The organism is Candidatus Pelagibacter sp. uisw_091 (assembly GCF_059512525.1).
The window spans coordinates 706707-719923 of sequence record NZ_CM183455.1 but is presented as its reverse complement, the minus strand read 5'-3'; the positions used below and the strand labels follow the sequence as shown (position 1 = coordinate 719923).

Genomic DNA, 13217 nt, shown 5'->3' with positions numbered 1-13217 from the left:
CTCAATTTTTTGGAAGACAAATTAACCATTCCATTTTTTTTGGTCTATCTTCATTTACTACCAGCCATTTTTCATTATCATGTATTTCATTTAAAATTTTATATTTTGATAAATCCCTCATTCCGGTTGTTACAGTTTTTATTTTAAAGTATTTTTTCAATTTTTTCTTTAAAGGAGTAGGATTTTGATAAAAATCGTGAATTTCAATAACCAATATAGATTTATTAAGTAATTTTAAATTTTTGGCATTTAGCAGTTTAAATTCATCACCCTCTATATCAATTAAAAAAAGACAATCTTTTAATTTATGGGTCAAACTGAAATCATTTAAAAAGTTTATCTTTGCTTCTTTAAAAAGCTCAATATTATTTTTTAATCTATTTATTTTGGCATTTGTAAGTAATAAATCAGATGCTTGAGTATCCTTTTCAAATAAAATTGCTTTATTAAAGTATTTCTTTTTTAGTAACCCCAATGCATGAAATCCATCGCCAGCTCCAATATTAACAAAATATTTTTTTCTTATAGTTCGGTTTTTTTGTATTTTTGAAATTTCATCTTGTACTTCGTATTCGTATAATCCTAGGTATTTTGAAGCTCCATCAAGTCTACTCCATCCTTTATTTAAATTTAATTTTGTACCCTTATAAAATCCACCAATAATAATTTTTTTTGTTAATTTTTCTACTCTTTTAGAATGATAAGAGATTAATCTTATTAATTGATTGTCTAGCCTAAATTTTATACCGATCTTACCTAACAATACATTTAAAAAACCTACAAAGCCAAATCGTTCATATGCATATGTAAATTTTGATAAATTCATTTATTTATAATTATTGATTAATTCTTCTATAATTTTTTTTGTATTATATTTTTGGTTCCACTTTGGATAATCTTTTTTAAATTTACTTATGTTAGATATATACCAGATATGGTCTCCTATTCTATTTTGTTTAATAATTTTTTTTTTAATCTTAATTTTAGAATAATTTTCAACTATATCTATTGCTTCTAATATTGAACAGTTAGAAAATCTTCCACCACCAATATTATACACTTCACCAAATTTAGGTTTTTTAAAAAACTCCCAAAAACAATTAACTAAATCCTTACTGTGCAAATTATCTCTAACCTGTTTTCCTTTATATCCAATTAACGAATATTTTTTTTTGGTTAGAGAAATTTTAACCAAGTATGATAAAAAGCCATGAAGTCTTGCCCCATTATGATTTGGCCCTGTAATACAGCCACCTCTGAAGGATACTGTTTTCAAGCCAACATTTTTACCATATTCTTGGACAATTAAATCAGCATAAGTTTTAGAAACACCAAAAAAACTATGCGTGCAATTATCAATTGAAAATGTTTCATTAATACCTTTAAAGTTTTTATCTTTATTGGATAGTTCCCATCTTTTATCTTTTTCTATTAAATTAAGTTTGTTTGGATTATCACCATAGACCTTATTAGTTGACATAAAAATAAAAGGAGAGTCAAAACAAAATTTTTTAGTTAATTCTAATAAATTTAAAGTACCAGTAGCATTAACATTAAAATCTAAAATAGGAAAATTTTTTCCATAATCATGTGAAGGTTGAGCGGCACAATGTATTATTAAAGAAATATTTTTTTTATATTTTTTAAAAATTTTTTCTAAATTTTTATAATTTCTTATATCTATATTAAAATGACTAAATTTTTTATTGTTTTTGATGAGAGCATTCTTAATATTTTCAGTTGAGCCATCTTTACCAAAAAAAAAACTTCTTAAATTATTGTCGATGCCTATAACATCGAATCCTTTTTTACAAAAAAAATTTACTGATTCTGAACCAACCAAACCACTTGAACCTGTTATTAGCACAATAGACATAAAAATTTTATTAATATTTTTTAATTATTATTAATGTATTTTGATATATAAAAATATAAATACAACTAATTATTAATTTATAGACATGAAAATTATTGACACAACAACTTATTTTGAAGAAAAAATGATGATGGAAATAAGATTTAATATATTAAATGACTATGTTGATTATTTTATAGTATCAGAATCAACATTTACCCATACAGGAAGAAAAAAAAAAATTAATTTTAATCCTAGTGATTATCCTAAATTTAAGAATAAAATTATTCATTTAGTTTTAGATAAAGAACCAGAAAATATAATAAAAATAGATAATAATGATTATTTAAATATAAGAAATAATAGTATCAATAGAATTTTACACCAAAGAAATTTTATACAAGATTCATTAAAAAATTTTAATCAAGATGATTATATAATTCATAGTGATAATGATGAAATTCCTAATCTTAAAGATATTGATTTTAATAAAAATAAAAATGATATTATCATTTTTAAACAAAAATTATTTTATTTTAAATTTAATTTATCTCTGCCAAATGTTTCATGGTTTGGTTCAAAAGCATGTAAAATTAAAAATTTAAAAACAATAAGTTGGTTAAGAAATATCAAAAATAAAAAATATAATTATTTTAGAATAGACACTTTATTTTCAAAAAATAAATATAAAAACGTTAAATTGGTTGATAATGGTGGTTGGCATTTTTCCAATCTCAAAACAGCAGATGAATTAGAGAGAAAATACTTAAATGATGAAAATTATGCAGATTATATAAGTCAAAATTATTCAATTGATAAAATTAAAGATGACTTGAATAATAAAACAATTGGCTACAATCATTCTGCTAAATCTGGATCTGAAAAAAGATTTTCAAAGACGAAACTTTCCAATATAAATGAGGATGATTTACCCAATTATTTAAGAAATAACAAAGAGAAATATAGAGAATGGTTTGACTAGTTTGTTAAAAGTATTTTTTAAGATTTGGTTTATTTTTAATTAACCAGTTATATGTATCTGTCACGACCTCAATAATATTTTTTTTTGGTGACCAATTATATACTCTTGAAACTTTTTTATTATTAGTAATAAAATAGGGAATATCATATATCGATGTTTTTGAAACTCTTGAAATCTTTAATTTATTTTTGGTAATTATTTGGCAAAGATTAGTTAAATTTTTTAATGATGTATAACTTTTCTTTGACCCACCTACAGTAAAGATTGTATTGTTCTTATTATTAATTTTTTTAATTTGTAAATAAATTAAATCACATAAATCTTGTATGTGAAGAACATCTCTTACTTGGTTTCCATAACCACCATAACCTATATAATTTAATTTTTTTTTAATTATGTGTCTCCAGATCCATAAACTTATAAATCCTTGATCTTGTTTACCAAATTGTAAGGGACCAGAAATTACACCACACCTATTTATGATATATTTAATCCCAAATGCATAAGAAAATTCCTCTATAAACATTTCTGAAGCTAATTTTGTAACACCATAGATAGTTTTTGCACCATTTGTATTTGAGTTTTCATTAAACATTTTTTTAATAAGAATATCTTTTTTTATTACTTTTTGTTTAATGAGATTATTAAGGTCTTGAATTGGATACACTCTGCTAGATGATAGAAAAATTACTTTAGATGCATCTTTCTTAGCTTTTTTTAATACATTAATTGTTCCAATTAAATTTGTTTCTATAACACTATCAATTTTTTTTTTGGATACTTCAACTGCTGCTTCAGCACAACAATCTATAATTAAATCAAATTTTTTAAGTTTTAAAATCTTATTTGAATCTAAAATATTGTACCTATAATTAATTATTTTTACATCATTAAGTAATTTAAGATTATATTTTGATCCTTTTCTTGAAAGATTATCTAATGAGGAAATTTTATATCCCTTTTTGTTAAGATATAGAGCAATGTTGGTACCCACAAAACCACATCCACCTGTAATTAGTACATTCATAATTCTCATTTTTCTAAAACACGTTTAAATTCTAATTTAATAAAATTAATAAAAATAGAAAAATGTATATAACAAAAATTAAAATTAAATTTTAAAGAGTCAAAAATTACTCTTTTAATTAAGAATTTTAGTTGTTTGATTGTTAATTTTATTAATCTATAAAAAGATGGCGATTTAATCTTGTATCCAAATGAATGATATCTCCAAACTCTATTAGATAATGAATTGAGATCATCATTTTGCAAGTGATAACATTTTGCTTCAAAGCTATAAAATGAATTGTACTTATTTAGTTTACTTAATTTATTGCAATAATCAACATCTTCACCATTTGATCTAAGTTCTTGATTGTAACCACCAATCTCTTTCCATAAATTTTTTTTTTGTATTGTGTTACATCCAAATAAAAACGAAGGATTTAATAAATTACGATTACCCCAATTTTGCTTGTAGTGAATGGATCTCCATTTATTAAATCTATTTTGAATATATTTTTCTATCAAATTTCCACCACACATAACTATATTGTTCTTCAAATGACAAATAATACTTTCAAGCCAATATTTATCTAAGACAACATCAGAGTCTATTGCGGCTACTATTTCATTTTTTGAATTTTCAAAGCCTAAATTTCTACATATGCTTAGGCCCTTATTTTTTTTATTATTAATTATTTTAATTTCAGAATAAGCATTTATTTTTTTTAGTGTATTATCGTTTGAGTTGTCATTAATCACAATTATTTCGTCAAATTTAATTGATTGACCTAATATAGATTCGATTGATTGTGTAATTGTACTTTCCGCATTATAAGCTGGAATATAAATTGTCACTTTTTCATTTAACATGATTTGTTTTTAAATCAATTTTGTTTAATTGTCTAAAATTGATTTTATCTTTTTCTCAAGCTACTTAATTTTAAACCATTATTAGAAATAGATATAAAAGAGATATAATTTTTTGTATATTTTAACAAATTTTGATTAGCCTTTTCCATGCCATGGAATTGTTTTGTCAATTATTTTTCTTAAAGCAATATCAAACAAAAGACCAAGCATCCCCATTACAAAAATAGTGATCCAAATAACTTCGTATTGGAAGTATTTCTTAGCGACATTTTCAACAAATCCTATACCTGTAGTACCTGCTAAAAATTCTGCTGCAACCAGAGTTCCCCAACACATTCCAACAGCAACTCTAACACCTGTTAAGATTTCAGGTAATGAGTTTGGAAAAATTACATATCTTAATATTTGCCATTTCGAAGCACCAAGCGAGTGTGAAGCATGAATTTTTGATAATTGAGTACCAGATGCTCCTGCTCTAGCAGAGATGATCATAATTGAAAATGAGACCATAAATAGTAAGAATACTTTTCCAACATTATCAATTCCAAATACAGTAATTACTAATGGAGCCCAAGCTAATGGTGGTACAGGTCTATATAATTCAATTAATGGGTCAAAAAATCCTTTAGCAAATCTATTTAACCCCATCAATAAACCAAGCGGTACACCAAATATTATTCCAAGCACTAGGCCTAAGAATACTCTTAAAAAAGAATCCCATATGTGACCCATAGGTACTGGTATTTTGAATAACTTGAATTCACCAGTAACAACATTAAAAACTTTACTTTTAAAATTTGATTTTACAGTTCCGTCATCACTATGAACTGGATATTTACCAGGGACAATATCTGCTATCCAATCTGGTAAAATAAAACCAACAACTTTACTAACATCCATCATTTCATACCAAATCAGAGGAATATTTTTAAATCCAACACTTGGTTTTAATAAAAGTGTAAATTTTTTCAAAGTATCTGATGGTTTAGGCAGCCATCTACCAGAACCTTGCTCTGAACAATTAGGACCACTTGAAATTATTGTTCCAGTAGGAAATAAAAATATATCAATTAATCTTAAACTTCCTTGTTCTTTTTTTTGAATAACATCAAATTCTAAAATTACTTGTTGCATAGCATCAAGAGTTTTTGGAGGAAATATGCTTGCGTACTCAATTCTTCTTGCAATTTTAAGTACATCTTTTGCTAATATTGATGCCACCCCTTGAGTGTCATCTAGCTCTGATCTATATTTTTTTATTTCATCTTTGATTTCTTTTATCAAAGATTTGTATTGTGAATTATGATTTCTTAATTTGAAAAAATCATCACTAATTAAAGTTAACTCTTTTGCTGCAGCATCAAACTTTAATCCTTTTTTTGTTTCAGGAATAGTTGGAATTTCTATTGTATTTTCTACAGCTGTTCCTGAAGATCCCCATCCACCTTGTATTTTTAAAGCTTCAATTCTCGCATTTTCTTCTTCAATACTTTTTATTGGTGGATAACTTATCTTTTGAAAATCTTCTGTTAACCAAGCTATTCTATTAGTTAGTTCACTGATCTTAATTTTTGTTTCATTTTCAAGAAGGTCCTCATTAGTTAACAATGGAATCGTTCTTTTAGTTTTTTGAATAAAGCCTAAAAGCCTATCTTTATCTTGATTTCTTATTACTGATGAATTTCTAATTTCATTAGTTAATTTTTCAATATTTCTATTCTCAGCCTTAATAATTGAAGTACTTTTAAATTCCCTTTCATTTATTGGAAACAAATACTTTAATGAAAGCATCGAGTCATTAACTTTTGCAACTTGGCATAGTTCATTAGCAGACTGAGGATAAAAAGACTTTGCTAAATCCCATGAATAATAAAGCCATGCTATTAATAAAAAACTACTTCCAACAATAATCCAGTGAGTTCCACCTTTAGCTCTTTCAGGGTTCCCGAAAACAGCATCTATTTTTTCAGTTTTAGCTAATTTTAATCCATAAAGAATAGAACCTATAACGGCGAAGATAATTAAAAATGTTATAATTCCTGTTAGCATATTAAATATCTTTGCCCATGATCTCTTCTTCCATGTTCCAAATCATGGTTAGAATCTCTTCTCTTTTACTTCCAAAATCTTGAGTTTTTTTAATTTCTCTTAAATCACCATCTATCCCCATTGTGGCAAAGGGCAGCTTATATTCTTTATGTATACGACCTGGTCTTGGTGCCATTACATATAACCTTTCACCAAGTAACAATGCTTCTTCAACCGAGTGGGTAATTAAAATAATTGTTTTTCCAGTTTCTTTCCAAATTTTTAAAACTAACGACTGCATTTTTTCTCTTGTTAGTGCATCTAGTGCTCCCAAAGGCTCATCCATCAAAATTAAATCTGGGTCATTAATTAAACATCGTGCAAGAGCAACTCTTTGCTGCATACCCCCAGATAATTGATAAGTTGGTGTATCTCCAAACCCTTGCAAGCCAACTATATTCAACCATTCGTTAACTTTTTTTGCTGTTCTAATTGGATCTTCTTTTTTCATTCTCAAACCAAAGTCCACATTTTCAGCAACTGTTAACCATTCAAATAAAGCACCTTGTTGAAAAACCATTCCTCTTTCAACACCAGGGCCGTTAATTTCATTTCCGTTAAGAGTAATTATTCCTGAAGTTGGTCTAAGAAAGCCAGCTGTAATATTTAGTAAAGTAGTTTTTCCACATCCAGAAGGTCCAAGAACAGTTAAAAGTTCTCCTTTTTTAAGTGTGAAATTTACATCTTTTAATGCATGAACAGTTTCTCCCTTCGGAGTTTTAAAGATCATGTTGAGATTTTGAGAAATTAAATCACTCATAAAAATAAATTTATATTAAATTTTATTTAAAAAAATAGGCACCAATTTAATAAATTGGCGCCTATCTAATTTTATCTTACTCTCTAAATTAAAGAGGTAAAAAGCTAGTATCTACTGCTCCGTTAGGAGTACCCATTCCTTTTAAGAAACCATCAAGAGTTCCACCTGACTCCATAGATTTTTTAGTATCTGCAGCATTCAAGAATACAAATCCACCTAAAGTTTCTTTCATATCTCCAAGTTTCATCTCAGCATCTTTTGCGATTACATTCATATCACTTTTGCCAGCTGCGTATCTAGCATTAGCCTCATGAGTTACTTCTATGAAAGTTCTCAACATTCCTGGGTTTTCTTTCATAAATTTATCAGTAACAGATGTAATATCGATACCTTTGATACCTGCATCACGAGCTGCTTGAACTGTTAACAATCTTGTACCAACAGTTAAAGCTGCTTTAATAGAGTTACCACCAAACAAACAAGCCATTGAAACGTCACCAGAAACTAGTGCAGCAGCACCTTCTTCAGGGTCCATTTGAATAACAGTCATTTTGCTTTTATCAGCACCAACAACTTTCATACTTTCATCAAAAACGTACTCAGCCATAGTTCCAAGAGGAACTGCAACTTTTTTGCCTTCTAACTCAGAACCGTTCGCTGATGTAATACCAGAAGCTTTAGATGTAACACAAGTTGTACCACCCATTCCGTATTCCATAGCAACGTCAACAAGTTTCAAAGGTGCTTTAGATTTAACAGCATTAATAAATGGTACTAAACCTTGTGAGTAAGAGATATCTATATCTCCAGCTAACATAGCGTCAGTCATTGCACCACCATTTGAAAAGTTAGTCCATTTAACTGGAACACCTAGTGCTTTATCAAACATTTTTTTAACTTTGTCTTCTTGGTTTGGAGTAGGCCACTCTAAAAAGAATGCAACTCTAACTTCTTTAGCGGCTGCATTCGCAACTGACATAGATAAGCTAAGAGCAACTACTGTACCAAGAATAAAACCAATTATTTTTTTCATTATTATTCCCTCTGTTATTAATTTAATTAAATTATTGATATTTAAATTCAATTTAGGCGTGATGTAAAACAAAATATATTCCATATTTGCATTTCTAATGATTAAATTTTCAATCATTAGTTGTAATATATTCTTTGATCAGAACGAGGTAAAAATAATTCTATTAATATAGATTGCTATATCATAGATTATTCGGACTATGTTTAATCAATTATAAGGAGATTTGTTACATGTTTATTAAAAAAATTTACAAGACACTACTCACAGGGTTTGCAATTGCTTTGTTTGCTCAAGCAGCCTTTGCTGAGACAACTCTTAAGCTTGGGACTACTGGTAGATTGGGTATGCCAATCGGTGACGCTATAGATCAAGCATTGATGCCGGCTTTGGCAAAAGCCTCTGGTGGTAAGATGAAAATCGAACCATTTTATCAAAAAAGTTTATGTGCTGAACAGAAATGTGGTGAACAAGCCAATCAAGGACTTATATCCCTTTGGACTAGTTCTACGGCAAACTATGGTAATTTCGGATCAGAGTTAGCAATTTTTGATTTACCTTTCATTTTTAAATCACTAGAAGATGCGAAAAGAATATCAAATGAATGGCTTGCAAAAAGACAGTGTAAATTAGCACTTGAGAATTCAGGCCATATTTGCCTTTCTGTATATTCAAGCGGTGGATTCAGACAGCTTGGAAATGCAACTAAACCAGTCCACGTTCCTAATGATATGAAAGGTCTAAAGTGGCGTACTACTAAGAGTCCAATTGAGTTCATGCTAGTTAAAAATTGGGGTGCAACTCCAACACCTTATGATTGGAGTCAGTTATACTCAGGCCTACAGTCGGGTGTAGTTGAAGGTCAGTATGTTGCTAGTCCTTGGCAGCATGTAGCAAAACTTCATGAAGTTGCAAAATACTTTACTGAGATTGGCGGCATGTGGTCTGGAAATATTCTAGCAATGGACGCAAAGCAGTATAATGCTCTATCTTCTCAAGAGAAGAAATGGTTACACAAGGCTGCTGATGCGTATGGAGAAAAAGTAAACCAGTTAGATAACGCTTGGATTAAGAATGGAGAAGATGCAATTAAAGCATCTGTGAAAGAATGGTATGTTCCATCTGATGCGGAAATGTCTAAATGGAGAGCAGGTGCAATCGGTGCTTGGGTAAAAGCCAAGGGTACGTTTGAACCAGAGGTAGCTAAAAGAGTACTTCTAGAACAAGGAATGGATGGATTTGTAGCTCAGTTAGAGAAAGCTGGGGCACTTTAAATCGTTCAACAAAAAACTTTGTAAAGATCATTTAGCTCAATTTTTAGAACTAGATGATCTTTACCTAAAACAATTCATAACATTTAAGTAACTATGGAAAGTATCATTCTACTTGGAATACTCCTTTTTCTAATCTTATTAGGTGCTCCCATTGGCTTCATATTAATAATGATACCATTTGTTTATATTCTATTTACGGACGCTGTACCTCTTATTTTAATTCCTAGTCAAATGTTTAATGCTATTGATTCAGTTCCATTAACTGCAATTGCGTTCTTTATGTTGACAGGTGAGTTAATGACAAGTGCCACGATTACTGACCGATTAGTAGCCTTGAGCAAATCATTAATTGGACGTGTACGAGGGGGGTTGGCCCAAGTTAATGTTCTTGTGAGTATGTTTTTTGCAGGGATGAATGGTTCCGTGGTAGCAGATACAGCTACAGTGGGAGCATTAGTATTACCAGCTATGAAAAAAGCTGGCTATCCTCCTGCGTTTTCGGCTGCGGTTACAGGAGTAAGCTCCACCATAGGAGGCATAATTCCACCTAGTATCATGATGATTGTACTTGCTAACTCGACTGAGCTTTCGATTGCATCACTATTTGCAGCAGGGATTATTCCAGGCGTGTTGATAGGCGTTGTGATCATGATAATCAATCATTACTTCGCAATCAAATATAACTTCGAGCGCAGTGATGAACCATTTTCGATACGTCGAGCTAGTAAAGAATTATATCGATCCTCGTTCGCTCTTCTGATACCTGTGGTTTTAGTGGGTTCAGTAATGGGTGGTGTTGCATCGGTTGTAGAGGCTGGAGCCATCACAGCAATGGTTGCTTTATTTACAGGTGTATTCGTTTATCGAACTATTAAATGGAAAGATTGCACTGGTGCTTTTCGTCGGGCATTCCGTAATTCGGCAATGGTTTTTATTATCATAGCTGCGTCGGGACCTTTCAGTTGGTTACTTACTTCACTAGGTGCAATCGGTGAACTTGAAAACTGGCTTCTAAGCCTTACGGGATCCCCCATTATTTTTATTTTAGCCTTGATTCTATTCATTTTTCTTCTTGGAACGGTAATGGACTCCGCGGTAAACATTATCATAGTTGGCCCAGTACTAGTTAATGTTATGGCTCAAGCTGGCTTTCCTGAGATACAAGCGGCTATCGTTGTAATAGTTGGCTTCTTAATAGGATCAGTCACACCACCTGTTGGTGTTGCGTTCTTTACAGCTGCAACAATAGCGCAAGTGCGTCTAGAAAAGGTGGCTGTTGCGTTAATTCCTTATCTGATTGGATTGTTTTTACTTTTATTCTTTATCCTCGTTATTCCAGAGTTGACCATGTTTCTTCCAAACCTATTGAGTAGTTAGTGATATGTTAAAATTTTTTAATAACATAGACCGTTTTATTCATCGCACATTAGAAGCTATTTGTTCACTCCTTTTGGCTGCGATGGTTGGTTTCACCCTTTATAACGTAATCATGCGATATGTATTTAACAACCCTCCTGTTTGGGGTGATCTGCTAACAGTATTAAGTAATATTTGGTTGATGTTTATAGCACTTTCTCTGACAGCCAGAGATAATGAACACATAGCTTTAAATTTAATTTATGAAAAATTACCAAATAGACTGTCGCTATATATACGCCAGTTCTGGAAACTTATGATTATGGCAATTGGTATAGTCTTGATAATTTATGGATTTGAACTTGTAGAGGGTATGCGTGGAAAGTATTGGGAAATGTGGTATTTTGAAATTAGTTTTCAAGGTATTGAGTTCAAAGAGAATTATATGCCAAAGAAATATGCAGTTGCAATCTTGCCGCTAGCTGGATTTTTGACAACTATTGGTGCTGCTATTAGTTTTGTGAAAAAGGTCTAATTCTTTAAATGTGCCTGCCAAACATGTACTATGCATAGTAAAAATCAATTTGTTAAACAGAACTATTTAGTCTATGAATCGAAATATAACTAAATTAAGATAAATCTTATGAGCTCAGAAAACAGAACTTCAGTACCTAATTCATTAAATGAACATTGGATGCCGTTTACATCTAATAAAGATTTTAAAGCAAACCCTAGATTAATCACAGAGGCTAAAGGGGTTTATTTAAAAACTCACCATGGAAAAACACAAATAGATGCGAGCTCAGGTTTATTTTGTAATCCACTAGGTCATGGAAGAAGAGAAATTACAGAAGCTGTTACAAAACAATTGGAAACTTTAGACTATGCACAACCATTTCAACAAGGTTTTGGTGGTTCGTTTGAACTAGCTACAAAAATTTCAAAGCATACACCAGGTGATTTAAATAAAATGTTTTTTACAATTTGTGGATCTACAGCTGTAGAAACTGCAATTAAAATTGCTGTTGCTTATCATAGAGCAAAAGGGCACGCAGAAAGATTTAGATTTGTTGGGCGTGAGCGTGGTTATCATGGAATGAACATTGGCTGTATTTCAGTTGGAGGAATGGTTAACAACATCAAAACATTTGCAAGTGTTTTAATGCCAGGTGTCCAACACATTAGACACACACATTTACCAGAACATAAATTTGTAAGTGGTCAACCAGAAACTGGAGACTATTTAGCAAATGATTTAGAAACTATTTGTCAAAACTTTGGCGGTGAAAATATAGCTGCTTGTATTGTTGAACCGATTGCTGGATCAACTGGAACATTAGTTCCACCAAAAGGATATTTACAAAAACTAAGAGAGATCTGTGACAAGCATGGAATACTTTTAATTTTTGATGAAGTAATTACAGGGTGGGGAAGAACAGGTTCTAAATTTGGTGCAGATGAATTTGGTGTAACTCCAGATATTATGACAATGGCTAAAGCTACAACAAACGGTGTTGTACCTATGGGTGTTGTTGCATGTAGTGATTATATTTATGATGCAGTAATGGATGCTTCACCAACAGGTGCAGTTGAATTATTTCATGGTTATACTTACTCAGGAATTCCAGTTGCAGTAGCAGCTGCTCTTGCAGTGCAAGAAATTTTTGAAAAAGATGATATTTTTAATAGAGCAAAAAATTTAGCTCCTTATTTCCAAAAGGGATTATTCTCTTTACAAGATTTAGAGTCAGTAGATAATATTAGAGGATATGGAATGATGGGTGGTATTGACATGAAACTAAATACTAAACCAGGTAAAGCTGGTTACGAATGTTTTAAAGCATGTTATGAAGCTGGGGTTAATTTTAAAGCTACAGGAGATTGTTTAATTATAGCTCCTCAATTCATCTGTGAAGAAAAACATATTGATGAAATTGTTGAAAAGTTAAGAACTGGTATTACCAACTATCAAAAAAATCAAAAAAACTAAAAACTTT

General features: G+C 30.3%; 12 protein-coding genes. 5 read left to right on the top strand and 7 right to left on the bottom strand.

Annotated features, from left to right (window positions below):
* Window position 1: 1 nt before the first annotated feature.
* A complete protein-coding gene (locus AC5YGA_RS03970) occupies window positions 2–826 on the bottom strand; it encodes a class I SAM-dependent methyltransferase (RefSeq protein ID WP_415307842.1) in 825 nt (274 codons plus the stop codon).
* Window positions 827–1876, bottom strand: coding sequence for an NAD-dependent epimerase/dehydratase family protein (locus tag AC5YGA_RS03965; protein ID WP_415307841.1), 1050 nt, complete (start codon window positions 1874–1876; stop codon window positions 827–829). It abuts the gene before it with no gap.
* An 85-nt stretch (window positions 1877–1961) separates the two neighbouring features.
* Here AC5YGA_RS03965 and AC5YGA_RS03960 point away from each other — a divergent pair, with 85 nt between their 5' ends.
* Entirely contained in the window at window positions 1962–2837 is an 876-nt protein-coding gene (locus tag AC5YGA_RS03960) for a glycosyltransferase family 17 protein (protein ID WP_415307840.1), read from the top strand.
* A 4-nt stretch (window positions 2838–2841) separates the two neighbouring features.
* Here the strand turns inward: AC5YGA_RS03960 and AC5YGA_RS03955 are convergent, their stop codons facing one another.
* The 5 genes from AC5YGA_RS03955 to AC5YGA_RS03935 form a co-directional block, all read right to left on the bottom strand.
* Window positions 2842–3864, bottom strand: a complete 1023-nt coding sequence (locus AC5YGA_RS03955) for an NAD-dependent epimerase/dehydratase family protein (RefSeq protein WP_415307839.1) — start codon at window positions 3862–3864, stop codon at window positions 2842–2844.
* A 5-nt stretch (window positions 3865–3869) separates the two neighbouring features.
* On the bottom strand, window positions 3870–4712 hold the full coding sequence (locus AC5YGA_RS03950) for a glycosyltransferase family 2 protein (RefSeq protein WP_415307838.1): 843 nt from the start codon (window positions 4710–4712) through the stop codon (window positions 3870–3872).
* A 135-nt stretch (window positions 4713–4847) separates the two neighbouring features.
* Window positions 4848–6761: an ABC transporter permease subunit gene (locus tag AC5YGA_RS03945; protein WP_496169967.1), complete on the bottom strand. Its 1914-nt coding sequence runs from the start codon at window positions 6759–6761 to the stop codon at window positions 4848–4850.
* A 1-nt stretch (window position 6762) separates the two neighbouring features.
* On the bottom strand, window positions 6763–7560 hold the full coding sequence (locus AC5YGA_RS03940) for an ATP-binding cassette domain-containing protein (RefSeq protein ID WP_415307837.1): 798 nt from the start codon (window positions 7558–7560) through the stop codon (window positions 6763–6765).
* Window positions 7561–7648: 88 nt separating this feature from the next.
* A complete protein-coding gene (locus AC5YGA_RS03935; RefSeq protein WP_415307836.1) occupies window positions 7649–8593 on the bottom strand; it encodes an ABC transporter substrate-binding protein in 945 nt (314 codons plus the stop codon).
* 230 nt (window positions 8594–8823) lie between these two features.
* On the opposite strand from AC5YGA_RS03935, the gene AC5YGA_RS03930 reads away from it, so the two are divergent.
* The 4 genes from AC5YGA_RS03930 (at window position 8824) to aptA (ending at window position 13210) form a co-directional block, all read left to right on the top strand.
* The gene (locus AC5YGA_RS03930) at window positions 8824–9864 is read left to right on the top strand and encodes a TRAP transporter substrate-binding protein (protein WP_415307835.1); all 1041 of its coding nucleotides are present in this window, start codon (window positions 8824–8826) and stop codon (window positions 9862–9864) included.
* A gap of 93 nt (window positions 9865–9957) precedes the next feature.
* The gene (locus tag AC5YGA_RS03925) at window positions 9958–11241 is read left to right on the top strand and encodes a TRAP transporter large permease (RefSeq protein WP_415307834.1); all 1284 of its coding nucleotides are present in this window, start codon (window positions 9958–9960) and stop codon (window positions 11239–11241) included.
* A gap of 4 nt (window positions 11242–11245) precedes the next feature.
* Window positions 11246–11755, top strand: a complete 510-nt coding sequence (locus AC5YGA_RS03920) for a TRAP transporter small permease (protein WP_415307833.1) — start codon at window positions 11246–11248, stop codon at window positions 11753–11755.
* Between the two features lie 108 nt (window positions 11756–11863).
* The gene (aptA, locus tag AC5YGA_RS03915) at window positions 11864–13210 is read left to right on the top strand and encodes an omega-aminotransferase AptA (protein WP_415307832.1); all 1347 of its coding nucleotides are present in this window, start codon (window positions 11864–11866) and stop codon (window positions 13208–13210) included.
* Window positions 13211–13217: the final 7 nt, after the last annotated feature.